Genomic DNA, 25,371 nt, shown 5'->3' with positions numbered 1-25,371 from the left:
CGGCCTTTTATCCTTTTTACTCAAACGGTTTCTTCTGCCAATAAAACTTGTCCTTTTTCAGACGGCCTCGGAACACATCATCTTGCCCCAAAACAAACACCAATGCACCTGACAAATCTGTTCTCAACAAAGTAATGCCGTGCGCACGGACACGATTTTGTACGGCAACGGTCGGATGTTTGTAGGCATTGGCATAGCCGCTGGATGCCACAGCATATTGCGGCGAAACCGTATGCAAAAAGCTACCTGACGAAGCCGTGCTGCTGCCGTGATGTCCCAATACCAACACTTGGCTATACAGCGCATTGCCGTATTTCTCAATCAAACCGGCCTCGCCCTTCACGCCTAAATCGCCGGTTATCAACAAGGCTTTGCCGTTTGCCACGACACGCAATACGCAGCTTTGGTCGTTATCTTCCTTGCCCGTATTTTCAGACGGCCTGAGCAACTCGAAATCTACGCCGTCCCATTGCCATTTGTCTTCTTGGCAAAACTCTGCATTCGGATAAAACTCAGGTTGTCCGGCAAGCAATTTATCGGTACCAACAGCTGCTACACTTTGAAAACCGCCGTCATGGTCAATATCATGGTGCGACAAAATCAGGCTGTCCAAACGGCGCACGCCCATAGCGTTCAAACTCGGCACAATACCTGTTTGCGCCACTTGCTCCGTTCCTGTATCAAACAAAAGATTACAGTTGCGCGTTTGTATCAACACCGACAAACCTTGCCCTGCATCCATCACCGTAACTCTTGCCACCCCCTCCTCCAGCTTGGCAGGACGGTAAAATACAAAACCCAATAAAACCAGACATGCCCAAGGTTTCAAGCCCATGCCTTTAGGCAACAATAACAGCAAAGCCGCCATCATTGCCAACACCAGCAAAGGCACGGGCGCCGCTGCGACAGCAAATTCAGGCGATACCGTAGCCAGCCATACCAAACCGCATAAAGTATATTCCGCCAAAAATGCCGCTACCAACTGAACAAGTTCAAACGGAAAAACCGAACCCAGCAAAGCCAACGGCGTCAACACCCAAGAAAACCAAGGAATAGCCAGCGCATTAACCAACGGACTGAGCAAAGGTAACGAAGCAAACAAATAGCCCAGCAATACCACCGACAATACAGTCGCCGCCCATTGTCCCCGTACAGCCAAACGCCAGCCCGACTCTTTCAGACGGCCTGATGAAGCCCAAATCAAAGCAGCAACCAAACCGAAAGACAGCCAAGTTCCCACGCCCAATACAGCCAACGGGTCCAACAACAAAACAACGGCCAAAGCCTGCCACCATGCCGTCCAGCCCGAGCCGCCACTGCCGCGCCACCATGCCCACGCAAACGCAGCCAACATCAATACACTGCGTTGCGTCGGTACGGAAAAACCGGCCAAAAGTGCATAAAACAAAGCCCCTGCAACACCACCAGCCAATATCCACACACGCGGTTTTTCCGGAATCCACGGCAAATAACGGAAAATTCGCTTAATCAGCCAAGCAAACAATACCGCCACCATCGTCACATGCAAGCCCGAAATACTGACCAAGTGCGTCAGTCCCAAAGGGCGGAATGCCTGCCACAAAGGTGGCCGCAACGCCGATTGCTCGCCAATACTCAAAGCACGCATCAGCCCTATGCCGTCTGAAAACTCAGGATATTTGTCCCCTATTCTCTGCCAACTTCGGCTTACCGCATCACGCATATTAGCCAAACCAAAACCACCGCCTTGCCGCATGAGTTTCCTGTCTCTCCCCAAAGTACCCATGCCATCGATACCATTGGCCAAAGCCCATGTTTCACGGTTCAAACCGCGCACATTCACTTCACCAATCACCGGCCTTACCCGCGCCGATACAGACCACCTGCTGCCTACCGCCCAATCACGCCGCTGATAATCCGACAACATCAAATCAAAAGCCTGCCCACGCTCATCCCAAGCCCTTGCCGCAAACTGCACGCGCCGACCATCATCACGCGGCATATCCGCCACTTCAACCGTTAAAACTTTAGCCTCCGCCTCCCCCACAGGCCATTGACCAGCCAAAACCAGCCCAGTCCGCCACACCTCAAACGCCATGCCCATGCAGACGGCCAGCACCAACCAAGCCACAGCAAATCTTCGACACAACGCAAGCGCGCCAATAATTACAGACAACCAAACCCACCATGGCAGCATAAACGGTAACGCAAAAGAAAGCACTACACCCACCACCCAAGCAGGCAACACAAACCGCCACGCCATGAACGTTTTCCCTTAATTATGATTATTAGATATATAATAATAAATGCTTTTAGTAGATTATGACAAATGCCAACCTGCATGAGCAGATAAAAAGAGAGGTTCAAATCATTTCAAAACCAACAGACGCAAAAAAGCGCAATCTGAAACAGATTGCGCTTTTTTATAAACTGGCACGCCCACGGGGAATCGAACCCCGGTTACCGCCGTGAAAGGGCGATGTCCTAACCGCTAGACGATGGGCGCGGAGATTTTCTGTGGCGCACCCGGAGCGATTCGAACGCCCGACCCTCTGGTTCGTAGCCAGATACTCTATCCAACTGAGCTACGGGTGCATCAAGAAAGGTTTGAATTATAAAGAGAGGGCTATTTACTGTCAAGCGTTTTATTTGGAAAACTTGCAGACAGCGTGTAAAATGCGCATTTGCTATTGAATTTACAGAGAATAAAATGTCAGATTTCGCACGCTGGCCGCTCTTATCCGAAGCATTTTCCCGTTTGGGACGGCCTGTGGTCGTGGTGGATTTGGAGACGACCGGTGGAAATTTCTATCAAGACAGGATAACGGAAGTCGCCCTTGTTCGTTTTGAGCAAGGACGCGCCACACATTACGAGCAATTGGTCAATCCTTGCCGCAGCATACCCGAATTTGTTGCCAGACTGACCGGAATTCATGATGAAACAGTGAAAAACGCGCCTGTCTTTGCCGATATTGCAGGCGATTTGTTGCCGCTATTGCAAGGTGCAGTGGTCGTTGCCCACAACAGCCGCTTTGACTACACCTTCCTGCGCCACGAGTTTGCCCGTATTCATACTGACTTTGCCGCACCCTCGCTCTGTACGGTTCAACTGTCACGTCGCCTGTATCCTGAGTTTTACAAACACAGCCTCGACAGCATTATCGAACGCACCGGCATTCAGACGGCCAACCGCCACCGCGCCATGACCGATGTTGCCGCATTGTGTGATTATCTCGAATTAAGCCTGGCAGAAAAAAATCATCAACAATGGGACGAACACGTCCGTGTATTAATGAATCCGAAAATGTTGCCCACTTGGCTGCCTGATTCGCTTGCCCAACAGCTCTATGCCCTGCCCGACAGTTACGGCGTATTGGTTTGGTTTGACCATTTTGGCAAAGCCCAAGCCATTGAAGCACACGAACGCGCATACAGTGAAACCGCCACCCTGCTGCACAGCAAAAAACTGCCGCCGCACATCAAAGCCGCGGCCTCCATCCGTTTTATTCCGGCACTCGGTCAGCTTCATACATTATGGCTCAAAGCCCAGACCATGCAGGAATACCAACTGATGCCATCTGAAAAGTCCACATCGTTTTCTACCGTCCGCTTTATCGCTGACGAACACGGCAGCCTTCAAGCACGCATTGTCTTGTTAAACAGCGGCACCAGAAACTGGCGTCCATACGGTTTGTTTGCCCACAAAAAAGCAGCCAAACGTGCCTTGACGCAATGGTCGCAAGAACACAGGCTCTGCCCAGATTCGCTCAATATTTTGCCGACCAGCTACGCAAAGGGCGAACCCTGCCCCGTTGAGGCTGTCGGAAAATGCAACGGCAACTGTCGCCAGCCAAACGGCATCAAACATCAAAATCAACGCATTACCGAGCTTGCCGCCCTACTTCCCGTAACCGATTGGGGCAAAGCACACGAAATTGAAATTACCGAAACCGACCCCCTGACCGGAAACAGCATTACCCTGCTCTGCGCCAGCGGCGCGTTGGCATTGCCTGATGGAAGCTGGTATTTCGACAGCAGCCTGCCTATCGTGATTAAAAACAAATTCAGGCAAGACAAAGAAAATATCCGTTTGATTGCTTAAAACAAGGCCGTCTGAAAACCAAATCTTCAGACGGCCTATTGTGAGTAACTTTCCGCTTTATTCTCAAAACAAAAACTGCCTAAATTTTAATCAGAACTTATTTTTATAATAGCAATCAAATACTAAACCAATTTATACACAAGCTGTTCACACAATTTTCAATGAAAACTGTGTATACCCAGCCCAACGAGTAAACCATGAACAACCCTGAAATCATCTTCTTTGACATCGACGACACCCTCTACCGAAAATACACAGATACCCTGCGCCCTTCGGTTGCCAAAGCCATGCGCGCATTGAAAGCCAAAGGTATTCTGACAGCGATTGCCACCGGCCGTCCGGAAGCCGCCATTCCCGCCAAAGTCAAAGCCTTGATTCAAGAATGCGGTATCGATATGCTCGTTACTATCAACGGCCAATATATTTCCTTTCGCGGCAAACCCCTGCAAAGCTACCCCTTGGATATTGCCGACATCGAAACCGCCATCAACCTGCTTGAACAACACAAAATAGACTACGCATTCGTCAACAACCAAGAAATTGCCGTTTCCTCCAAATCTCCGCGCGTTGTCGAAGGTTTATCGCATATCCTGCCCAACTTCCTGACGGACAAAGAATATTTCCGCAAACAGCCTGTTTATCAAATGTTGGTCTTTGTGGATAAGGAAGAAGAAAAAATCCTGCAACCGCTGACCCAGCAACACGGCTTCAAAACCGTCCGCTGGCATGAATATGCTGTAGACCTGTTGCGCAAAGAAGGTTCAAAAGCACGGGGCATCGCCCACGCAGTGGAAAAATTGGGCATTGATATGAGCAAAGTAATGGCATTCGGCGACAGCTTCAACGACTTGGAAATGCTGTCAACCGTCGGCTTTGGCGTTGCCATGGGCAATGGCGAAGAAGCTGCCAAAGCCGCCGCACAATTCGTCTGCCCAAGTGTCGATGAAGACGGCGTATTGCGCGGCTTGCAAGAATTGGGCGTCATTTAAACCATCAAATCAAAAGGCCGTCTGAACATTTTTCAGACGGCCTTGTTCTATCTGTAAACTTTCTGCTTACTTCGGCAATACCAAAAAGCTAATCAGCAATTCTTTAAATACGAATCCAAACACACCCAAGCCCAAAACCAAGAAGAGCATGGCAATACCGAATTTGCCGGCTTTGGATTCTTTACCCAAGTTCCAAACGATAAAGCCCAAAAAGATAATCAGGCCGCTCAGTAGGATTTTCATTGCCCATGAGGCAAATTCTGCTTCAGTCATATTCTTTCCTTGTATGATTTAGATGTGTGTTCATAAACTTCAGACGGCCTTATCGCAACAGGCCGTCTGAAATATCTTTTTTAAACTTATTTGTTCAAGACTTGTTTCAAATCTTCAATCAAATCGTCAACGTATTCCAAGCCGACAGACAGGCGCACCAATCCCGGGCGGATATTGGCGGCAAGTTTTTCTTCAGGCTGCATACGGCCGTGGGTCGTTGTCCACGGGTGGGTGATGGTCGAGCGCACGTCGCCGAGGTTGGCAGTGCGGGAAAAGAGTTCTACGCCGTCCACGATTTTCCATGCGGCTTCCTGATCGGCGACTTCAAAACCGATGACGATGCCGCCGCCGTTTTGCTGTTTACGGATCAGTTCGGCTTGCGGATGGTCGGGCAAACCGGTGTAGTACACGGCTTGGACTTGCGGCTGTTGTTGCAGCCATTGGGCGATTTTTAACGCATTATCAAACTGTTTTTCCATACGCAGCGACAGGGTTTCCACGCCGCTTAACAATTGCCATGCGTTAAACGGAGACATCGCTAAACCGCAAGAGTTGCAATATACGGCAACTTGCGTCATCAATTCTTCCGAACCGGCCAACACGCCGCCCATCACGCGGCCGTGTCCGTCAATCGCTTTGGTTGCAGAAGACACGGAAATATCCGCACCGTGCTTCAAAGGCTGCGAACCGACGGGCGACAAGAGGCTGTTGTCTACCACCAAAAGTGCGCCAATGCTGTGCGCCAGTTCTGCCAACGCTTCCAAGTCGGCAACTTCGCCCAAAGGGTTGGACGGGGTTTCCAAGAAAAACAGTTTGGTATTGGGCTTGATGGCTGCTTTCCATTCATCTACATCAACCGGCGATACATGGCTGACTTCGATGCCGAACTTGGTAACGATGTTGTTGATGAAACCGACGGTCGTGCCAAACAGGCTGCGGCTGGAAACAACGTGGTCGCCTGCTTGCAAGAAGGTAAAAAACGCCGCCTGAATTGCAGACATACCGGTCGAAGTGGCTACTGCGCGCTCTGCGCCTTCCAATGCAGCAATGCGTTTTTCAAAGGCGGCAGTAGTCGGATTGGCTGTACGGGTATAGGTAAAGCCTTTAATTTTTTTGGAAAACAAATCTGCCGCATGTTGCGCGCTTTCCCACATAAAGCTGCTGGTCAAAAACAGCGCCTGATTGTGTTCACGATATTCGGTCTGCTCTTTGCCGCCCCGGATGGCCAGCGTTTGCGGATGAAGTTTTTTGTTCATTTATTCTCCAATCTACTGTGTATTCCAATGGACGGAACAATATTTTCCGTCTGTTTAACTTGTTAACATTTTGCGCCGATTTCTACCATCTTTCAAGCCGAAGGCCGTGTTTCAGGCCGTCTGAAAAAACAGGAAAACCGTTTTTACTGATAAAGGCGGCCATCGTGTTTCAACCAGCCGTCAGTATGCCGGCCTGACGGGTCATGGTGCGTCCAATGGATAACGCCGCCCTGCTCCGACCATTCGTATTCGCCGTAAAACGCTACTTTATCGCCTTTTTTCAAGCCTTTAATCTTATCGGCAAGGTCGATATTGTGTGCCACCAAAAGCGTCTGGCCGCTGGAGAGCTTCAAGATAAAGCGTTGGTGGCGCGTGCCTTTGTTGTCATCCGGCAGGGTTTTCCATACCGTGCCCTCGCCCTCAACCTGAATATCGCTTTGTTCGTTTCCAAACGCCTGTTTCAAAACCGCTTCTGCCGATTGTTTGCCCGAACCGGTTTGCTGTTGAGCCGTATCGGCGTTTTCTCCGCCCGCATTGTTTTGTTTTTGAACGGCTTCTATTTTCTGCTGATTCTGCGATTGTAGCGGCTGCTTGTTTTGCATTTTTTGATAGGCAAATACGGCAACCAGAGCAATCAGCAATACAATGATTTTGTTTTTATTCATAACAATCTCAAAAAAAATGCCCGATTCTGCATCGGGCATATCAACTATTTAGAAAGGATATTTATCACGAAAACGTGAGCCGCCATTATACACGCTTCGCAAAATTTTAAGGGAAATTTATGCCAAAGGCCGTCTGAAACTTTTCAGACGGCCCGGATGCTCAGCGACGGTATTTCATTTCAACCTTCATATCGTCCAAAATACGTTTGACATTGTGTTCCAATACATCTTCCACCAAACCCGGCGCCTGTTCGTTGAGCATTTGCTGCAACTGGTAAGTGAACACGGCCATTTGTTTTTGCACGGCAATCCGAATCATGCCGTTGACCGCATCGGCCACATGGGGGCGCAAACGTTTAATCAGACGCTCGGTCAAATCTTTTTCAGAAACGCAGAATACTTCCCGACGACCAATCGCCTGCGGGTTCAAAACATTGATATGGACATTGACGGCCGGTTCTTTTTCAGGTTCAAGGCCGTCTGAAACCGCCCCTTCAGCCGCTTCCGTACCATCATTTTCCGGTTTTTCAGTTTCTTCTGCTTCAGCCACATCAAAATCTACGGCACCCGATTTCGGATTCAGTCTGACAGTGCGCGTCGATTCGATATGGCGGTCTGAAGCCGCAGCCTGCAACGCCGATTGCGCGCTCAACCAGTTGTCCTGCAAGACCACCATTGCATCGGTTTCCACTGCTTCGCCATCTTCGGCAAGGGCGGTATTGTGTTCCAGCTGCCAGCGGTACAAATACTCCTGCAGCACTTTTTCGCGATTGTCGGCATCCAGTTTATATTCTTTTTTAGGCGCGGTTTTAGGCGCGACATCGACAGCCTCTTCCGATTTTTTGACCAATGGCACATGGGTCGGCGCGGTATTGAATTGTCGTGCCTGACGCAATCTTTCCAAGCGTTTTTCCCAATTCAGGTCTTCTTCCTCGAGGGCTGTGGGGTCAAGACGGTTGTTTTCCATAATAATCTCGTTTTTTCATTTTTATTGTGAACCGCATTCAAACAAAAAACGCTTGAACTGCGGCCGATGGTTGGACATATCCGGCAAGCCGGCGCAAGCGTAACATTTTAATATTAATTCACTATATAATCACTATTTTATTTAATACACCCTCAAGGATACATCATGAGCAGCATCGAACAACGCCTCGAATACTTGGAAGAAGCCAACGACGTTTTGCGTATGCAAAACCACGTCCTCGCCACCGCCCTCAAAGGCCTCATCCGTTCCCTGCCCTCCGACATGGCCAACGATGCCGTAGAATCCATCCAGCTTGCCTTTGAAGACGCGTTGGCGGAATTGAGCTATGAAGACAGCCCGCACACCGACCTCTTCCATGACGTAACCTACGCATTTTTCCGAGAAAAAGACCACTGATTTCGGCTAGTTTGTTCACAAAATTATGCTAAACTAAGATTTTATCCGTTAACATTTTATTAAGAAAGCACATATCATGAACATGAAAAAATGGCTGGCCACTGCCCTCGCTTGTTCCGCCCTTGCCCTGACTGCCTGCGGCGGTCAAAGCAACAATGCCTCTGCTCCTGCCGATAAAGTGTACCGTGTCGGCTCCAACGCCGAGTTTGCCCCATTTGAATCTTTGGATTCTGCCGGCAAAGTAGAAGGTTTTGACGTAGATTTGATGAATGCCATGGCCAAAGCCGGCAACTTCAAAGTCGAATTCAAACACCAGCCATGGGAAAGCCTCTTCCCTTCGCTGAACAACGGCGACGTAGACATCGTAATGTCCGGCGTAACCATCACTGACGACCGCAAACAAAGCATGCTCTTCAGCGATCCATACTTTGAAATCACCCAAGTTGTCCTCGTTCCCAAAGGCAAAAAAGTAGCTTCTTCCGAAGACCTGAAAAACATGGCCAAAGTCGGCGTGGTAACTGGCTACACCGGCGACTTCTCCGTTTCCAAACTCTTGGGCAACGACAATCCGAAAATCGCCCGCTTTGAAAGCGTTCCCCTGATTATCAAAGAATTGGAAAACGGCGGTTTGGACTCCGTCGTCAGCGACAGCGCGGTCATTGCAAACTATGTGAAAAACAACCCGACTAAAGGCTTGGATTTCATCTCCCTGCCTGACTTCACCATCGAAAACTACGGTATCGCTGCACGCAAAGGCGACGAAGCAACCATCAAAATGTTGAACGATGCGCTGAAAAAAGTACGCGAAAGTGGCGAATACGACAAAATTTACGCCAAATACTTTGCTAAAGAAGGCGAAAAAACCGAAGCAGCCAAATAATCCGGTATGACTTCCTAAACTAAAGGCCGTCTGAAAACTTTTCAGACGGCCTTTGTCTGGTTAACCTCATTTAACGCAAGCGTCCCCTATAATCCGCTTGTTTTTATCCTTCAAATGAAAGACACGCCATGATCAAACCCATTATCCTCAGTCTGGCTGCCGCAACCACTTTGGCCGCCTGCTCCGCTTCTGAAAAACAAGAATCTCCTAACCTCGGCGCAGCCAATCCGGCTTCCGAATTCTGCGTCAAACAAGGCGGCAAATCCGAAATCAAAAAAGACAAAGATGGTGGCGAATACGGCGTGTGCCACTTGCCTGACGGTAAAGTCGTTGAAGAATGGGAATATTTCCGTCAACACAACAAATAATTGCTAAACCATATAAAAGGCCGTCTGAACCCAAGTTTCAGACGGCCTTTTTCTTTTAAACAGCGATTATTTCACTTCCAATTTGCTCACGCCGCCCATATACGGTTGCAACGCAGCAGGAACATTAATGCTGCCGTCGGCATTTTGATGGTTTTCCAATACCGCCACCAAAGTACGGCCGACAGCCAAGCCTGAGCCGTTCAAAGTATGTACCAAACGGTTTTTACCGTTTTCATCTTTGAAACGCGCTTTCATGCGGCGAGCTTGGAAATCTTCGCAGTTGGAGCAGCTGGAAATTTCACGGTAAGTATTTTGCGCAGGAACCCAAACTTCCAAGTCGTAGGTTTTGGTTGCGCCGAAGCCCATATCGCCGGTGCACAAAGTGATCACGCGGTATGGCAGTTCCAACGCTTTCAAAATATTTTCAGCATGGCCGACCATTTCTTCCAGCGCTTCGTATGATTTTTCCGGATGAACGATTTGCACCATTTCCACTTTGTCGAATTGGTGTTGGCGAATCAAGCCGCGCACGTCTTTACCGTATGCGCCCGCTTCGGAGCGGAAACATGGGGAATGCGCAGTCAATTTCAACGGCAAATCACTGCCGGCCACGATGCTGTCGGCAACAGTATTGGTCAGCGTTACTTCAGCAGTCGGAATCAGATATTGCGTTTTCTTACTCTCATCACCGCCGCGGGTAACGTGGAACAAATCTTCTGCAAATTTAGGCAGTTGGCCCGTACCTTGCAGGGTCAGATCGTCCACAATGTAAGGCGTGTAATGTTCGGTATAGCCGTGTTTCAGCGTGTGCGTATCCAGCATGAACTGAGCCAAAGCGCGATGCAGACGGGCGATTTGACCTTTCATGACGGTAAAGCGCGCGCCGGACAGTTTCGCACCGCCTTCAAAATCCAAGCCCAAAGGCTCGCCCAAATCAACATGGTCTTTGATTTCAAAATCAAATTCGCGCGGCGTGCCCACTTTGCGGACTTCAACGTTTTCAGTTTCGTCTTTACCGACAGGCACACTTTCGTGCGGCAGGTTCGGAATGCTCAGCAGCCAAGCATCCAATTCTTTCTGAACGGCATCCAAATCAGCGGCAGCCTGCTCCAAATCCGCTTTGATTTGGGCAACCTGATCCATTGCAGCTTGAGCCTCTTCGTGTTTGCCTTGACCTTTCAACGCGCCGATTTGTTTGGAAATACTGTTGCGCGAAGCCTGCAACTCTTCTGTTTTCACTTGAACGGCTTTGCGTTGTTCTTCCAAAGCGTTGAAACGCGCGGTATCAAACTCGTAACCGCGTGCGGCCAAACGTTCGGCAACTGCGGCGGTATTGCTGCGGAGCAATTGGATGTCTAACATTGTTTTCTCTCGTTAAGATTCAGAATGGCATTATTGTAAACCAATTTAAAGATATTTTCACAGCGACAGGCCGTCTGAAAACAAAAAACGCCCCTGAAAAAAGCAGGAGCGTTTTTTAAGAATTCTGGCACGCCCACGGGGATTCGAACCCCGGTTGCCGCCGTGAAAGGGCAGTGTCCTAGGCCTCTAGACGATGGGCGCGTAACCGAAGCGCGAACTATACAGAAAGCCTTTTCTTCTGTCAACGCCTTTACTGCATTTTTAAAGATACTGCCGATTTCCGTATGTTATTTTCCCTGTATAATGCCGGTTTTAATAAAAAGGAAAACTCGCTATGTGGTTTAAGCAAATCAGTTTTTATCCGCTCAACAAAGACAAGTTGCCCGAATTGGAAGTCCTTGCCGACAAATTGGCGCAATCCGAATTTGCCCATTGTCAGGGTTTGGACTGGTTTAGCGAAGGCTTTGCCACACCGGTTTCCTTTTCGCCCGAGCTGGTTTTCCCTGCCGATTACACTTGGCGCGTTGCTCTGAAAAAAGAAGAAAAAGTCCTGCCTGCCGGTGTCATCCGCGATATTTTGGATGAAAAGGTTTTGGAAATCCAAAACAACGAAGCGCGTAATGTCGGTCGCAAGGAAAAACAAGAGCTGAAAGAACAGATTACTGACGACCTGCTGCCCCGTGCCTTTACGCGCAGCAGTCGCACACAGGCGATTTTCGACACGCGCCACGGGTATCTTTTGGTCAACAATGCCGCATCTGCCAAAGCGGAAAATATCCTGACCAAACTGCGCGAAGCCTTGGGCGGCCTTGAAGCAGCCCTGCCCAACACCAAACAATCGCCCTCCTCCCTGATGACCAGCTGGCTGCTGCAAGGCCACTGTGAGGGCGGTTTTGAATTGGACAGCGATTGCGAACTCAAAGGCGTAGGCGATGTTGTCCCGGTCGTCAAAGTTTCCAAACAAGACCTGACCGCCGATGAAGTGGTACAACACGTCAAAAACGGCAAAACTGTTACCCAGCTTGGCTTGGTATGGCGAGAACAAATCGCGTTCATCCTTACCCAAGACTTTACGCTCAAACGCATCCAGTATCTGGACGTTTTGCAAGAAGAAGCCGAAAGTAACGGCGACGATGCCGCCAGCCTCGCCTTTGCCTCGCAAATCCTGATGACTGAAGCCATCAGCACTATGTTGGAAGAGCTGGTTTCTTATTTAGGCGGCTGGCAAGAATAATTTTTCAGACGGCCTTTTGATTGGGAAATATCAAAGGCCGTCTGAAATGTAAATAGAAGTATCGGAAAGGATGTCATGATGTTGGGCGCAGTCATTGGCGATATTGCCGGATCACGATTCGAGTTTGACAACTACCGTCATACCGATTTCGATATTTTCAGCCCCGACAGCGACTTTACCGATGACACGATTTGCACTGTTGCCATCGCCGATTGGGTTTTACAAGGCTGCAACGATAATTTGGCCTCTATTTTACAAGGCTGGTGCAGGGCATATCCCTGCCCTAAAGGCGCATATGGCGGCCGCTTTTCACAATGGATAGAATGGAAAGATCCAGAACCTTATAATAGCTGGGGCAACGGCTCGGCCATGCGTGTTTCTGCTGTCGCTTGGGCATTTGCCACATTGGAAGAAACCCTGCATTTTGCTGAACAATCCGCCATCGTAACGCACAACCACCCAGAAGGCATTAAAGGCGCGCAAGCGGTAGCTGCTGCCATCTTTTGGGCGCGTACCGGCATGGGCAAAGCGCAAATCAAAGAAAACATTACACGGCAATTCGGCTACGACTTGAGCCAAAGTTGCGACCAAATCCGCCCGCATTATCATTTCAACGAAAGCTGTCAGGAAACCGTACCTCAAGCAGTTACCGCCTTTCTTGAAAGCGATGATTTTGAACACGCCATCCGACTGGCGGTTTCCCTGGGCGGTGACAGCGATACCTTGGCGACCATTGCCGGCAGTATTGCCGAAGCCTACCATGGTATCCCTGTATCCATGCGCGAACACGCTTTAGCCATATTGCCACGCCGTATTGCTGAAACCCTGCTGACTTTTGAATCCCAATATCAGGCCGTCTGAAACTGCCTGCAAAAAGGAATGAATGATGAAATACCTCGCCCTACTTCCCGTCGCCTTCATGCTGGGTACGCCTGCCATTGCCGAAACCATCAATCCTTATCAGGAAAAAGGTTGCGTTTACGATGGCGATGTCGGCAAAGACGGCAAACCATCTGGCAAAGGCACATGGAAATGCCAAGACGGCCGCAGCTATGTCGGAGCCTTTAAAGACGGAAAATTTGACGGCAAAGGCGTATATACCGTTTCCAGCAACAGCGAAACCTTTATCGAACCTTTCTCCTCCAACAGCGCCAAATTACGCAATATGACGCTGGAAGGCATGTTCAAAAAAGGCAGGGCGCACGGAAACTTTACCGCCTCCCAAAACGGCACACCCGTCTTCATCATGAAATGCGAAGACGGTATGATTAAAGAAGTCAAACTGCCTAAGAAATCCGCTTCCAAAACCAAATAAACAGCCTTTCAGACGGCCTTATCCATATTTTAGGCCGTCTGAAACATCAATGAACAAGCCCGCCTAAAGGCTGTTGTGTTGATTTTAAAGAATTTCCAAACAACCCTTACCCCAGGACAACCACCATGAGCATTAAATCCGACAAATGGATACGCCGCATGGCCGAAGAACACGGCATGATTGAGCCGTTCGAGCCCAACCAAATCAAAGAGGCCAACGGCCAACGCATCATTTCCTACGGCACATCCAGCTACGGCTACGACATCCGCTGTGCCAATGAATTTAAAATCTTCACCAATATCAATAGCACCATCGTCGACCCGAAAAATTTCGACCCGAAAAACTTCGTTACAGTCGAAGACGACTGCTGTATCATTCCACCCAACTCCTTTGCACTGGCGCGCACAGTCGAATATTTCCGCATCCCGCGCAACGTCCTAACCGTCTGCTTAGGTAAATCCACCTACGCACGCTGCGGCATCATCGTCAACGTTACCCCGTTCGAGCCTGAGTGGGAAGGCTACGTTACGCTTGAGTTTTCCAACACCACGCCGCTACCGGCAAAAATCTACGCAGGCGAAGGCGTGGCTCAAGTCTTATTCTTTGAAAGCGATGAAGTCTGCGAAACTTCATACAAAGACCGAAACGGCAAATACATGGGACAAACCGGTGTTACCCTGCCTAAGACTTAAATATACAAAATAAAAAAAGGCCGTCTGAAATTTCAGACGGCCTTTTATCATTTCATTTAGAAACGGCGTTTCAACTTACAAGCCTGCAAGATATGAACGGCAAGTTCTTCCACTGATTTATCGGTTGTATTGGTAAACGGTACACCGTGGCGTTTGAACATATTTTGCGCATCAGCAATCTCGCTGCGGCAAGTATCGATTTTGGCATAGGTCGAATTAGGACGGCGCTCCTGACGGATAGCCTGCAGACGCTCGGGTTGAATAGTCAAACCAAACAGCTTGTCTTTATAAGGTTTGACCATACGCGGCAAATCGGTTGATTCCAAATCATCGGGAATCAATGGATAGTTTGCGGCGCGGATACCGTATTGCAGAGCCAGATAGAGACAGGTCGGCGTTTTGCCCGAACGAGATACGCCCATCAAAATCACATCCGCTTCCTGCAGGTTTTTATCGCTGACGCCGTCATCATGATTCAGTGAAAAATTGACCGCCTCCATACGCGCATCATAGCGTTGGGTATTGCCAATACTGTGGTGCCCCTGCTGGGCGGCAACCGCCTCCGTATTGAGTTCCTTTTCCAAAAGACCGAGAAAGGTTTCAAAGAAATTAATATGGAACGCATTGGCTTTCTTGATGATTTCACGGATTTCGTCATTGACCACACTGACAAAAGCAATCGGGCGCACGCCGAATTTTTCAGCTGACTGGTTGACTTTGTCTACAACAGCACGCGCTTTTTCAGACGTATCGATAAACGGATAGGTATGGCGTTTGAACTCAACATTGCCAAATTGGTTCAGCAAGGCTTCACCGATATTTTCAGCGGTCAGGCCGGTTCGGTCGGAAATATAGAAGACTTGGCGTGGATCAGTCATAATGAATCCTCTTGAGGGTAACGTTTCAGACGGCAATCATAGCAGTTACAGCCTTTGCAATAAAGCGATTCCCGACAGATTACACAGGATTACAACAAATTTGAACAATTTTTAAATTGGCACAAAATTTTATTTTTTACTATTTTGTAGAATTTTATTCTAAAATTGTAAAATAAATCTTGTTTATCAAATTTATTAACTTATTTTGTTTTCCATATTTAACAAGAAGATAACACGTAAAAACATGAATCTGATATTCACATTTCAGAAGGTTACACGCCTGAAAAGCACAATATCACAGACGAATTTGTGATTTTTAAAAAGATAAAACACATGACAGCCATCAAACGAATGGCTACAATAAGCAGGCGGATTTGTTTCTTTTTTAACATTTTTTGGATTGGATTGGACACACAAATGGCCGAAAACTACGTTATTTGGTTTGAAAACCTGCGTATGACTGACGTTGAGCGAGTGGGCGGTAAAAATGCCTCTTTGGGCGAAATGATCAGCCAACTGACTGAAAAAGGCGTGCGCGTTCCCGGCGGTTTTGCAACCACAGCCGAAGCTTATCGTGCTTTCCTGGCTCACAATGGTCTGAGCGAGCGTATTTCCGAAGCCCTGAAACAACTGGATGTTGAAGACGTTGCCGAATTGGCACGCGTGGGTAAAGAAATCCGTCAATGGATTTTGGATACTCCGTTCCCTGAGCAGCTGGATGCTGAAATCGAAACAGCTTGGAACAAAATGGTTACCGATGCCGGCGGTGCGGACATTTCCGTTGCCGTACGTTCTTCCGCAACAGCAGAAGACCTGCCGGATGCTTCTTTTGCCGGTCAACAAGAAACCTTCTTGAACATCAACGGCTTGGAAAACGTTAAAGAAGCCATGCACCATGTATTCGCTTCCCTGTACAACGACCGTGCCATTTCTTACCGTGTCCACAAAGGCTTCGAACACGACATCGTTGCCCTTTCTGCCGGCGTACAACGCATGGTGCGCTCCGACAGCGGCGCGTCCGGTGTGATGTTCACCATCGATACCGAGTCCGGTTACGACCAAGTCGTTTTCGTGACCTCTTCTTACGGCCTGGGCGAAAACGTCGTACAAGGCGCGGTAAACCCTGACGAATTCTATGTATTCAAACCTACTTTGAAAGCAGGCAAACCGGCTATCCTGCGCAAAACCATGGGTTCAAAACAAATCAAAATGATCTTTACCGACAAAGCCGAAGCCGGTAAATCTGTCACCAACGTTGATGTACCTGTAGAAGACCGTCAACGCTTCTCCATTACCGATGCCGAAGTAACCGAGTTGGCTCATTACGCGCTGACCATCGAAAAACACTACGGCCGCCCAATGGACATCGAATGGGGCCGCGACGGTTTGGACGGCAAACTCTACATCCTGCAAGCGCGTCCTGAAACTGTAAAATCTCAAGAAGACGGCAGCCGCAACCTGCGCCGCTTCTCTATCAACGGCGAAAAAGTTGTCTTGTGCGAAGGTCGTGCCATCGGTCAAAAAGTTGGCCAAGGTAAAGTTCGCTTGGTGAAAGATGCTTCAGAGATGGATTCCGTTGAAGCAGGCGACGTACTCGTTACCGACATGACCGACCCGGATTGGGAGCCGGTAATGAAACGTGCTTCTGCCATCGTGACCAACCGCGGCGGCCGTACCTGCCACGCAGCGATTATCGCGCGTGAATTGGGTATTCCGGCCGTAGTCGGCTGCGGCGACGCAACCGATCTGCTTTCAGACGGCCAAGAAGTTACCGTATCTTGTGCCGAAGGCGATACCGGCTTCATCTACTCCGGCCTGCTGGACGTACAAGTTACCGATGTTGCTTTGGACAACATGCCTAAAGCCCCTGTCAAAGTAATGATGAACGTTGGTAACCCTGAATTGGCATTCAGCTTCTCCAACCTGCCTAGCGAAGGCATCGGCTTGGCACGTATGGAATTCATCATCAACCGTCAAATCGGTATCCACCCTAAAGCTTTGTTGGAATTTGACAAACAAGACGACGAATTGAAAGCGGAAATTACCCGCCGCATCGCCGGCTACGCTTCTCCTGTCGACTTCTATGTCGATAAAATCGCAGAAGGTGTGGCAACTTTGGCTGCTTCGGTTTATCCACGCAAAACCATCGTCCGTATGTCTGACTTCAAATCCAACGAGTACGCTAACTTGGTGGGTGGCAGCATTTACGAACCGCATGAAGAAAACCCAATGTTGGGCTTCCGCGGTGCAGCGCGTTATGTAGCCGATAACTTCAAAGACTGCTTCGCACTCGAGTGTAAAGCCTTGAAACGCGTTCGCGATGAAATGGGTTTGACCAACGTCGAAATCATGATTCCATTCGTTCGTACTTTGGGTGAAGCAGAAGCTGTTGTTAAAGCCCTGAAAGAAAACGGTTTGGAACGCGGCAAAAACGGCCTGCGCCTGATCATGATGTGCGAGTTGCCAAGCAACGCTGTATTGGCAGAACAATTCCTGCAATACTTCGACGGCTTCTCCATCGGCTCTAACGACATGACCCAGCTGACCCTCGGCCTCGACCGTGACAGCGGTTTGGTATCCGACTCCTTCGACGAGCGCAACCCTGCCGTTAAAGTGATGTTGCACTTGGCAATCTCTGCTTGCCGCAAACAAAACAAATACGTCGGTATTTGTGGTCAAGGACCATCAGACCATCCTGACTTTGCCAAATGGTTGGTTGAAGAAGGTATCGAGAGCGTATCGCTCAACCCTGATACCGTGATTGAAACTTGGCTGTATCTGGCTAACGAATTGAACAAATAAGTTCGATAAGACAAAAATCCCCTGCCCGTTTATCCCGGCAGGGGATTTTTATTGCCTTATTCAATGCCGTCTGAAAAAACTTTCACTTTCTTTTACCTTATCAAAAAAGTCCCTTTGCATCAAAAAGATATAAAAATATTCTGCCATACCCACAAATTCTCAATGGTACTATATTGCCTTTCCGCATTTTATCCCATGCCTTTTGAGTGAACCTTTTTTCACTCTTCTTATCTATCATACACAGCATAACGATACATTTAGAAACAACCCATGAATACAAATTTTATTTCCACCTTTCAGACGGCCTTAAAACGTCTGGCCCTCATCAGCACCATTGCCGTCTTAGCAGCCTGCGCCGGCAACAATACCTCTTCCAACCGCGCCGTACCTGACGGCTACTACAAAGTCCGTCCTGGCGATACCCTGACCCAAATCGCCAAACGCTACGGACAAAATGTCAACACACTGGTTGCCTGGAATAACCTTCCCAACGCCTCACAAATTGAAGTCGGCCAAGTATTGCGCGTCCGCCGTCATGTTGCCCCACGCAGCACTGCAACACAGCAACGCCAAACCACTGCCGTTACCCCGATCAACCGATTGAACCTGCAATGGCCAACCGATAATGCTTCATCCTCCATTATCCAACGCTACAATGGCACCACCAGCAAAGGCATAGATATTGCAGGTACACAAGGCCAACAAATCCGCTCTGCCGCAGCCGGTACCGTTATCTACGTTGGCGAAGAAGTCCGCGGTTACGGCAAGCTGATTTTGATCAGCCACAATGACTACACCATTACCGCCTACGCCCACAACGACACGCTTTTTGTACAAAAAGATCAAAAAGTCCAAGCAGGCCAAGTTATCGCTACTATGGGCAGCAGCGATTCAGACAACATCAAGCTGCATTTTGAAGTTCGTCTAAACGGCAAAGCAGTCGATCCCCTGCCTTATTTGGCCAGAACAAATTAATACCTCAATCAAAGGCCGTCTGAAATTACTTTATTTCAGACGGCCTTGCTATACTTAAGAACACTGTCCGTATTCATTCTTTCCTATTTGAAACGAATCATTAAAATTAATCCAAATACGATTATTGCATTAATAAAACTTAATATATAAAAAATATATGCTAATTTAGCTTTTTTATCTCCCTCTTGATATGCCCAATACATTTCATTCCACACCGCCATGCTATTTCTTCGGCGATACTCATCCATATTCCTCCTAATATCTAATGTAAAATAATGATAAAAACATAGCGTTACACCATACAACACCATAAAAAAAATAGCAATCTTTAACATAAACACCTAATATTATTTAAAAGAATGGACTTAGGAAAATTTAACGTAACCCTTAAGTCCTAACTACCTAAAACATCATCTCATCAACAATATTCTATAACAAACTATAACGATGTTAGAGAAACTCAACCCCGCATATATCTACTAAAATTCTCCCAAAAATATCATACTCACATAAATTTACAACCCATTTTAGATAAACGGAATATAACTTAAATAAACGTATTTATTCAACTACAAATACCACCCAAAGCCAAATAAACAATTTTAAAAAATTTTTAGTTATATATAATCTAATTGACCTATTCATTACAAGAATTACTGCCTGAAAAGCAGCTCAATTATTGGTCAACGCCAACAAAAATATTGCAGCCTCTTACTTTCAACAATTATATCTACTGATATTTCATAGAACCCCATATTTAAAAATGCTTAACAATGAAATAGAAGTATATTAAAACTACTGCAACCGTATTCTTGTTTGCTTCTGCATTTGCCAGCGCAGATATCCATATTGATGAAAGCATCCCTTACCGCGATAAAGAAGAAATCGATACCCGTATTGTTTCCGAGTGTTTAGAAGTGGGCAGCATTATGTCCAAATCTTTGCAAGAAACTGCAGCCAAAAGTGATGTAACGGTTGTCCGTGATGGTAAAAAACAAGGTACATACGCAGATATCGCCATCACTTCCGCCATGAGTGCAGGCAATGCCTTTATCGGTCACGCCAAAGGTATGGCGGTTTCAGCCACTTTGTATGTTGACGGCAAACAAGTTAATAAAAAAACCTTTACCCGCAACTCTTCCGGTGGCATGTTTGGCGCTTATAAAAGCTCTTGCGCCGTCTTGAACCGCACTTCTAAAGTCTTGGGTTCAGATATTGCCCAATGGATTGTTAGCGAACAAAAAACGCTCAAGACAAATAAAACCCCAATTTGATAAAGGCCGTCTGAAAAACCGTATTTCAGACGGCCTTTATATTTTCTATTACTCTAGAAACAAAGAAATAAATTATCCATTAATCATTGTCAGAAATAGAGAATTTTATTTTCAACGCCCTTGATTTTAGAATATCTACCCTCAATTATTAAAAATATAAGAATTTTGTATATGAGCAGTCAAAGGAATAACATGGCAGAAAAAAACTATTATGAAATACTAGGCGTTGCCAAAGATGCGGATAAGGCCGAAATCAAAAAAGCCTACCGAAAACTGGTGCGCAAATACCACCCCGATGTCAGCAAAGAACCTGACGCAGCCGAACGCACGGTAGAAATCAACCGTGCCTACGAAACGCTTTCCAACAAAGAAAAGCGGGTCGAATACGATGAAATGTTGGCTAATCCTTACGGACGCAGCGCCGGAGGCAATCCGTTCGGTCAAGGCGGCAATCCGTTTGGCAATGGGTTTAACGGTGGCGGCTTCCATTATGAACGTCATGAAGGCGAACCGTTCGGAGCGGGAGACTTCAATTTTGAAGATCTGTTTTCATCATTCCGCCAATCCCACACTCGTTCCGAGCAACCCCGCGGCCCAATAAAAGGCGAGGATCAACATGCTGAATTGAGTATTGATATTTACGCAGCGTATGTTGGCGCAGAACGTAGCATGACTTTGAATGTGCCGACTCTAGACGAATACGGACGTGCGGTTTATCAAAATAAAACCCTCAACGTCAAAATCCCAAAAGGCATTGCAGAAGGCCAACAAATCCGTTTGGCCGGTCAAGGTTTGCCGGGATATAACGGCGGTGAAAACGGTGACTTGTACTTAAAAATCAAGTTCCACGACCAACCTGATTTATACGTCAAAAACAGAAAAGACGTATATCAAACAATAGATGTCAAACCTTGGGAAGCCGTATTGGGCGGCAAAATCATCGTCCCTACCGCTTCAGGCCGCTTGCAGGTCAATCTGCCTGCCAACAGCCAAAGCGGTAAAAGCATCCGCCTCAAAGGCAAAGGTATTCCTGCAAAAGAAGCCGGAGACCTTTATCTCAATATCCGCATTAATGTTCCGCCAGTAGAGAGCGAAGCCGACCGTGCCGCATGGGAAAAATTGGCCGAACACTTTGCCGTGAAACAAGCATAAGAGAAAGGATAAATTATGATTCAGTCCTCCGATGTTACCCTTACTTTTGAAGAAATCGTTGCCGCCAGCCGCTGCCGTCGCGATTGGCTGTTGGAACTTATAGCAGAAGACATCATCAGCATAGATGGTGCGCCCGAAAAAAGCACCTTCAGTGGTTTTCATCTTGCCCGCATCCGTCGCGCACAACGCTTAAGCCGTGATTTTGAGGCCGGCATTCCTGCATTGGGGCTGATTATGCGGCTGTTGGACGAGGTGGAAGAGCTCAGAAAAATACAGCGTCCGCTGGTACTGCTCGAAGAAGAGTAAATATTGGTAAGTTGTTCGATTAAATATTGATGACAAGACAAAGTTTTTGAGTTTATTGATATTCCATAATGAAAGGCCGTCTGAAAGTATTTTCAGACGGCCTTTTTTCATGCCTTCATTAACAACAGCGTCCGCCGTTGCTGCCGCAACGACGTTTGCGGCAGTAGTCTTGGAATTGCAGCTCGGTCATAACCGGCGCATTGGGATTATGTTTGCGCTGGCGGGCAACGTAGTTTTCATAATCTGGGACACCGGCCATCAAGTTTGCTGTCAGCTTGATGGTTTTCCACCAAGATGCGAGCTTATGCTTCATGCTGAGCCTCCGGCTGTTTACCGTCGCGGTACACTGCTGGAATTTCTTTAGCAGTTGGCCAGCCGACTTTGCGGGCTTTCATGGCGGTACGGAAACCGTACACGGCGACAATCACGACAACTGCCAAGAACAAAGCGGTCAGACCGGCATTGATTTGGTCGTTGAAGATGATTTGTGACATTTCGCCAATGTCTTTAGCTGGAGCAAGGACTTCGCCTGAAGCCAAGGCATCGCGGTATTTGCCTGCGTGAGCCAAGAAGCTGACGCGTGGGTCGCTGTGGAACAGTTTTTGCAAACCGGCATAGCAGGTCACAAACAAGACGCCGACAGCAGGAACCAAAGTTACCCAAACATAGCGGTCGCGTTTCATTTTCACCAATACAACAGTACACATAATCAACGCTACGCCTGCAAGCATTTGATTAGCGATACCAAACAACGGCCAGAGCGAGTTGATACCACCCAGAGGGTCGGTTACGCCGGTATAGAGGAAGTAACCCCACAATGCCACGGCAAAGAATGTGGCAACCAAGTTGGCAGGGATAGAGTCGGTGTTACCGAATGGTTTGTAGAAGATACTGCCCAAGTCTTGAATCATGAAACGGGCAACGCGTGTACCGGCGTCAACTGCGGTCAAGATGAACAAGGCTTCAAACAGCAAGGCAAAGTGATACCAGAACGCCATCATGGCTTCGCCCGGAATCAGACGGCTCATGATGTGTGCCATACCGACTGCGAGGGTTGGCGCACCGCCTGCACGAGACAGAATGGTGTTTTCGCCCACTTCTTTAGCAGTATGCAACAAGGTTGCGGCATCAACAGAGAAGTTCAGTTTGGTGGTAATGACTTCGGCTGCAGTGTTGGCATCTGTACCAATCAGCGCGGCCGGGCTGTTCATCGCGAAGTACACGCCTGGATCAAGCGAAGCGGCGGCAGCCAGCGCCATAATGGCCACAAAGCTTTCCATAATCATGCCACCGTAACCGATCATGCGGACGTGGGTTTCGTTTTCCACCATTTTTGGCGTGGTACCTGAAGAAATCAACGCATGGAAGCCTGAAACCGCACCACAAGCAATGGTAATGAATAAGAATGGGAACAATGCACCAGAGAATACCGGGCCTGAACCATCGATAAAGTGGGTAACTGCAGGCATTTGCAGAGTCGGGTTAACAATAACGATACCCAAAGCCAAAGCTGCAATCGTACCGATTTTCAGGAAGGTAGACAGATAGTCGCGCGGAGTCAGCAAGAGCCAAACCGGCAATACGGAAGCCACGAAACCGTAAATCATAATCGCCCAAGTCAGCTGAATGCCGTCAAGGTCGAACCAATGGCCGAAGGAGCTGTGGGCAACATCTTCACCGTAAATCACGGCCAACATCAGCAAAATAAAGCCGACGATGGAAATCTCGCCAATTTTGCCCGGACGGATATAACGGGTGTAGATACCCATAAACAGGGCAATCGGCATAGTCGCTGCGATGGTGAACGTACCCCAAGGGCTGTGAACCAATGCTTTCACAACGATCAGCGCCAACACCGCCATAATGATGACCATAATCATCAAAATACCGATGGATGCAATCACGCCTGGGACGGTACCGAGTTCTTGTTTCACGATATCGCCCAAAGACTTACCGTCACGGCGCATAGAAACAAACAGCACCATCATATCCTGTACGGCACCGGCAAATACCACGCCGAAGATAATCCACAAAGTGCCGGGCAGATAACCCATTTGCGCTGCCAATACAGGACCAACCAGAGGGCCTGCGCCGGCAATAGCGGCAAAGTGGTGGCCGAACAGTACGCCTTTATGTGTGGGAACATAGTCCAAGCCGTCATTGTGGCGTTCTGCCGGAGTCAGACGGTTAGGATCAAGCTGCATCACACGGTTGGCAATGTAAAGACTGTAGAAACGGTAGGCAATGCAGTATACCGAAATGGCGGCCGTAACCATCCAAATCGCACTGACTTGCTCGCCACGGCTGAGAGCTAAAGTAGTAAAGGAGGCCAAGCCTACCAAAACCACAATGCCCCAGATCAAAAATGATTTGAGCGATTTCATTGATTTATCCTTAAAACGTGATGCACCAAGGCTTGCTTTAGCGACAAACTGCCTTAATGCGCTTCAGAAAGACCAGTCATTATAGTCTTCATGATTTCATGAGTGAAATGTCATTTCAACCCCAATTCGACTGAAAACAAAATGATTAGTTCGTCCGTAAGGTTAACACAAACAGACAATATACCCTTCATTTTTTACTTCAAAACCAAATATTTCTTAACATATAGCAAACGAAAGGCCGTCTGAAAACCCAAATATTCAGTTTTCAGACGGCCTGACAAACAGTCAATGCTATAATCCGACATTCCCATTTCTCTATATTGCCATACCATGCAAAACAACGATTCCGAAACCATGCGCCTCTCCAAACGCATGGCGCAATTAGGCTTATGCTCGCGCCGCGAGGCAGACAGCTACATCGAGCAAGGCTGGGTCAAAGTAAACGGCCAAACCGCCGTACTCGGTCAAAAAGTCACCGAGCGCGACCGCATCGACCTCAACAAACAAGCCCATGAAAAACAAGCCGCGCGCGTAACCATCCTGCTGAACAAACCTGTCGGCTACGTCAGCGCGCAGGCAGAAAAAGGCTATAAGTCCGCCGCCGAACTCATCACAGCCGACAACCATTGGGAAGGCGACGACAGCCGTATCCCTTTCAGCGAAAAACACAAATTCGGCTTAGCCCCTGCCGGCCGCCTGGATATCGACTCCGTCGGATTGTTGGTACTCACTCAGGACGGCCGCATTGCCAAACAACTGATTGGCGAAAACAGCAGCAGCGAAAAAGAATACCTTGTCCGCGTCCGCGGCAAACTGGACGACAAAGGCCTCGCCCTGCTCAACCACGGCTTGAGTTTGGACGGAGAAAAATTGCGCCCCGCCAAAGTCGAATGGCAAAACGAAGACCAGTTGCGCTTTATTTTGCGACAAGGCAAAAAACGCCAAATCCGCCGCATGTGCGAACTGGTCGGCCTGCGCGTCGTCGGTTTGAAACGCATCCGCATGGGCAAAGTCAAACTCGGCAGACTGCCACCGGGCAAATGGCGTTATTTACGCGCTGACGAATCGTTTTAATTGCAGATAACAAAAAGGCCGTCTGAA

At 48.1% G+C, this 25,371-nt stretch carries 25 protein-coding genes and 3 tRNA genes; 15 read left to right on the top strand and 13 right to left on the bottom strand.

All coding sequences use genetic code 11. The features are described from left to right. Nucleotides 1-16: 16 nt before the first annotated feature. The 3 genes from ACTHTS_RS03640 to ACTHTS_RS03630 all read right to left on the bottom strand — a co-directional run bounded on the left by ACTHTS_RS03640 (nucleotide 17) and on the right by ACTHTS_RS03630 (nucleotide 2,574). Nucleotides 17-2,242, bottom strand: a complete 2,226-nt coding sequence (locus ACTHTS_RS03640) for a DNA internalization-related competence protein ComEC/Rec2 (RefSeq protein WP_440369248.1) — start codon at nucleotides 2,240-2,242, stop codon at nucleotides 17-19. Nucleotides 2,243-2,410: 168 nt separating this feature from the next. Next, a tRNA-Glu gene (locus ACTHTS_RS03635) sits at nucleotides 2,411-2,485 on the bottom strand. Nucleotides 2,486-2,497: 12 nt separating this feature from the next. After that, nucleotides 2,498-2,574 (bottom strand) — tRNA-Arg (locus ACTHTS_RS03630). Nucleotides 2,575-2,689: 115 nt separating this feature from the next. Between ACTHTS_RS03630 and ACTHTS_RS03625 the strand changes: the two genes are divergently transcribed. Continuing rightward, on the top strand, nucleotides 2,690-4,081 hold the full coding sequence (locus ACTHTS_RS03625; RefSeq protein ID WP_440369247.1) for an exonuclease domain-containing protein: 1,392 nt from the start codon (nucleotides 2,690-2,692) through the stop codon (nucleotides 4,079-4,081). A gap of 197 nt (nucleotides 4,082-4,278) precedes the next feature. Next, nucleotides 4,279-5,070, top strand: coding sequence for a Cof-type HAD-IIB family hydrolase (locus tag ACTHTS_RS03620; RefSeq protein ID WP_440369246.1), 792 nt, complete (start codon nucleotides 4,279-4,281; stop codon nucleotides 5,068-5,070). A 66-nt stretch (nucleotides 5,071-5,136) separates the two neighbouring features. Here the strand turns inward: ACTHTS_RS03620 and ACTHTS_RS03615 are convergent, their stop codons facing one another. The 4 genes from ACTHTS_RS03615 to ACTHTS_RS03600 all read right to left on the bottom strand — a co-directional run bounded on the left by ACTHTS_RS03615 (nucleotide 5,137) and on the right by ACTHTS_RS03600 (nucleotide 8,231). Next, complete coding sequence (locus ACTHTS_RS03615; protein ID WP_003680520.1) at nucleotides 5,137-5,343, bottom strand: DUF2788 domain-containing protein; 207 nt, start codon at nucleotides 5,341-5,343, stop codon at nucleotides 5,137-5,139. Between the two features lie 86 nt (nucleotides 5,344-5,429). Then, nucleotides 5,430-6,599, bottom strand: coding sequence for an O-succinylhomoserine sulfhydrylase (gene metZ, locus ACTHTS_RS03610; RefSeq protein WP_440369245.1), 1,170 nt, complete (start codon nucleotides 6,597-6,599; stop codon nucleotides 5,430-5,432). 143 nt (nucleotides 6,600-6,742) lie between these two features. Beyond that, a complete protein-coding gene (locus ACTHTS_RS03605) occupies nucleotides 6,743-7,303 on the bottom strand; it encodes a DUF3465 domain-containing protein (RefSeq protein ID WP_440369244.1) in 561 nt (186 codons plus the stop codon). 121 nt (nucleotides 7,304-7,424) lie between these two features. Beyond that, nucleotides 7,425-8,231: a hypothetical protein gene (locus tag ACTHTS_RS03600; RefSeq protein ID WP_440369243.1), complete on the bottom strand. Its 807-nt coding sequence runs from the start codon at nucleotides 8,229-8,231 to the stop codon at nucleotides 7,425-7,427. A 165-nt stretch (nucleotides 8,232-8,396) separates the two neighbouring features. Here ACTHTS_RS03600 and ACTHTS_RS03595 point away from each other — a divergent pair, with 165 nt between their 5' ends. From ACTHTS_RS03595 to ACTHTS_RS03585, 3 genes are all read left to right on the top strand, one after another. Then, nucleotides 8,397-8,648 (top strand): NGO1151 family protein, encoded by a 252-nt coding sequence (locus ACTHTS_RS03595; RefSeq protein WP_070588139.1) that lies wholly within the window; start codon nucleotides 8,397-8,399, stop codon nucleotides 8,646-8,648. Nucleotides 8,649-8,724: 76 nt separating this feature from the next. Beyond that, nucleotides 8,725-9,528 carry a basic amino acid ABC transporter substrate-binding protein gene (locus ACTHTS_RS03590; RefSeq protein WP_049347925.1) on the top strand — a complete coding sequence of 268 codons (804 nt, stop codon included), beginning with the start codon at nucleotides 8,725-8,727 and terminating at the stop codon, nucleotides 9,526-9,528. Between the two features lie 128 nt (nucleotides 9,529-9,656). After that, nucleotides 9,657-9,896, top strand: a complete 240-nt coding sequence (locus tag ACTHTS_RS03585) for a putative hemolysin (RefSeq protein WP_440369242.1) — start codon at nucleotides 9,657-9,659, stop codon at nucleotides 9,894-9,896. 66 nt (nucleotides 9,897-9,962) lie between these two features. Here ACTHTS_RS03585 and serS read toward each other — a convergent pair whose 3' ends face one another. Beyond that, entirely contained in the window at nucleotides 9,963-11,258 is a 1,296-nt protein-coding gene (serS, locus tag ACTHTS_RS03580; RefSeq protein WP_440369241.1) for a serine--tRNA ligase, read from the bottom strand. Nucleotides 11,259-11,383: 125 nt separating this feature from the next. Continuing rightward, a tRNA-Glu gene (locus ACTHTS_RS03575) sits at nucleotides 11,384-11,459 on the bottom strand. Nucleotides 11,460-11,592: 133 nt separating this feature from the next. Between ACTHTS_RS03575 and ACTHTS_RS03570 the strand changes: the two genes are divergently transcribed. The 4 genes from ACTHTS_RS03570 (at nucleotide 11,593) to dcd (ending at nucleotide 14,499) form a co-directional block, all read left to right on the top strand. Further along, complete coding sequence (locus ACTHTS_RS03570; protein WP_003747432.1) at nucleotides 11,593-12,492, top strand: recombination-associated protein RdgC; 900 nt, start codon at nucleotides 11,593-11,595, stop codon at nucleotides 12,490-12,492. 78 nt (nucleotides 12,493-12,570) lie between these two features. Next, on the top strand, nucleotides 12,571-13,353 hold the full coding sequence (locus tag ACTHTS_RS03565) for an ADP-ribosylglycohydrolase family protein (RefSeq protein WP_440369240.1): 783 nt from the start codon (nucleotides 12,571-12,573) through the stop codon (nucleotides 13,351-13,353). A gap of 22 nt (nucleotides 13,354-13,375) precedes the next feature. Further along, nucleotides 13,376-13,807, top strand: a complete 432-nt coding sequence (locus ACTHTS_RS03560) for a hypothetical protein (RefSeq protein WP_293202597.1) — start codon at nucleotides 13,376-13,378, stop codon at nucleotides 13,805-13,807. A 125-nt stretch (nucleotides 13,808-13,932) separates the two neighbouring features. After that, on the top strand, nucleotides 13,933-14,499 hold the full coding sequence (gene dcd, locus ACTHTS_RS03555; protein WP_003680541.1) for a dCTP deaminase: 567 nt from the start codon (nucleotides 13,933-13,935) through the stop codon (nucleotides 14,497-14,499). A gap of 56 nt (nucleotides 14,500-14,555) precedes the next feature. Here dcd and ppsR read toward each other — a convergent pair whose 3' ends face one another. Beyond that, the gene (gene ppsR, locus ACTHTS_RS03550) at nucleotides 14,556-15,377 is read right to left on the bottom strand and encodes a posphoenolpyruvate synthetase regulatory kinase/phosphorylase PpsR (protein ID WP_440369239.1); all 822 of its coding nucleotides are present in this window, start codon (nucleotides 15,375-15,377) and stop codon (nucleotides 14,556-14,558) included. A 417-nt stretch (nucleotides 15,378-15,794) separates the two neighbouring features. Here ppsR and ppsA point away from each other — a divergent pair, with 417 nt between their 5' ends. Next, nucleotides 15,795-18,179 (top strand): phosphoenolpyruvate synthase, encoded by a 2,385-nt coding sequence (ppsA, locus tag ACTHTS_RS03545; RefSeq protein ID WP_440369238.1) that lies wholly within the window; start codon nucleotides 15,795-15,797, stop codon nucleotides 18,177-18,179. A gap of 270 nt (nucleotides 18,180-18,449) precedes the next feature. Then, on the top strand, nucleotides 18,450-19,154 hold the full coding sequence (locus ACTHTS_RS03540) for a peptidoglycan DD-metalloendopeptidase family protein (protein WP_440369237.1): 705 nt from the start codon (nucleotides 18,450-18,452) through the stop codon (nucleotides 19,152-19,154). An 83-nt stretch (nucleotides 19,155-19,237) separates the two neighbouring features. On the opposite strand, the gene ACTHTS_RS03535 is transcribed toward ACTHTS_RS03540, so the two are convergent. Beyond that, complete coding sequence (locus ACTHTS_RS03535) at nucleotides 19,238-19,402, bottom strand: hypothetical protein (protein ID WP_440369236.1); 165 nt, start codon at nucleotides 19,400-19,402, stop codon at nucleotides 19,238-19,240. 564 nt (nucleotides 19,403-19,966) lie between these two features. Between ACTHTS_RS03535 and ACTHTS_RS03530 the strand changes: the two genes are divergently transcribed. The 3 genes from ACTHTS_RS03530 to ACTHTS_RS03520 all read left to right on the top strand — a co-directional run bounded on the left by ACTHTS_RS03530 (nucleotide 19,967) and on the right by ACTHTS_RS03520 (nucleotide 21,886). Continuing rightward, nucleotides 19,967-20,428 carry a hypothetical protein gene (locus ACTHTS_RS03530; protein ID WP_440369235.1) on the top strand — a complete coding sequence of 154 codons (462 nt, stop codon included), beginning with the start codon at nucleotides 19,967-19,969 and terminating at the stop codon, nucleotides 20,426-20,428. Between the two features lie 192 nt (nucleotides 20,429-20,620). Next, a complete protein-coding gene (locus ACTHTS_RS03525) occupies nucleotides 20,621-21,580 on the top strand; it encodes a DnaJ C-terminal domain-containing protein (protein WP_440369234.1) in 960 nt (319 codons plus the stop codon). Nucleotides 21,581-21,595: 15 nt separating this feature from the next. Continuing rightward, nucleotides 21,596-21,886: a chaperone modulator CbpM gene (locus ACTHTS_RS03520; protein WP_003747441.1), complete on the top strand. Its 291-nt coding sequence runs from the start codon at nucleotides 21,596-21,598 to the stop codon at nucleotides 21,884-21,886. 118 nt (nucleotides 21,887-22,004) lie between these two features. Here the strand turns inward: ACTHTS_RS03520 and ACTHTS_RS03515 are convergent, their stop codons facing one another. Together ACTHTS_RS03515 and ACTHTS_RS03510 are read right to left on the bottom strand one after the other, a co-directional pair. Beyond that, the gene (locus ACTHTS_RS03515) at nucleotides 22,005-22,199 is read right to left on the bottom strand and encodes a YbdD/YjiX family protein (RefSeq protein WP_049343946.1); all 195 of its coding nucleotides are present in this window, start codon (nucleotides 22,197-22,199) and stop codon (nucleotides 22,005-22,007) included. Next, complete coding sequence (locus ACTHTS_RS03510; RefSeq protein ID WP_070607528.1) at nucleotides 22,189-24,270, bottom strand: carbon starvation CstA family protein; 2,082 nt, start codon at nucleotides 24,268-24,270, stop codon at nucleotides 22,189-22,191. The genes ACTHTS_RS03515 and ACTHTS_RS03510 overlap by 11 nt, the downstream gene beginning before the upstream one ends. Before the next feature lie 330 nt (nucleotides 24,271-24,600). Here ACTHTS_RS03510 and ACTHTS_RS03505 point away from each other — a divergent pair, with 330 nt between their 5' ends. Next, a complete protein-coding gene (locus tag ACTHTS_RS03505) occupies nucleotides 24,601-25,344 on the top strand; it encodes a pseudouridine synthase (protein WP_036493902.1) in 744 nt (247 codons plus the stop codon). The last annotated feature ends 27 nt before the right edge of the window (nucleotides 25,345-25,371 follow it).

Source organism: Neisseria sp. P0019.S003, from assembly GCF_051957115.1.
GTDB lineage: Bacteria > Pseudomonadota > Gammaproteobacteria > Burkholderiales > Neisseriaceae > Neisseria > Neisseria flavescens_D.
Note: the sequence above shows the minus strand (reverse complement) of the source record. Positions and strands in the feature narration are given on the sequence as shown.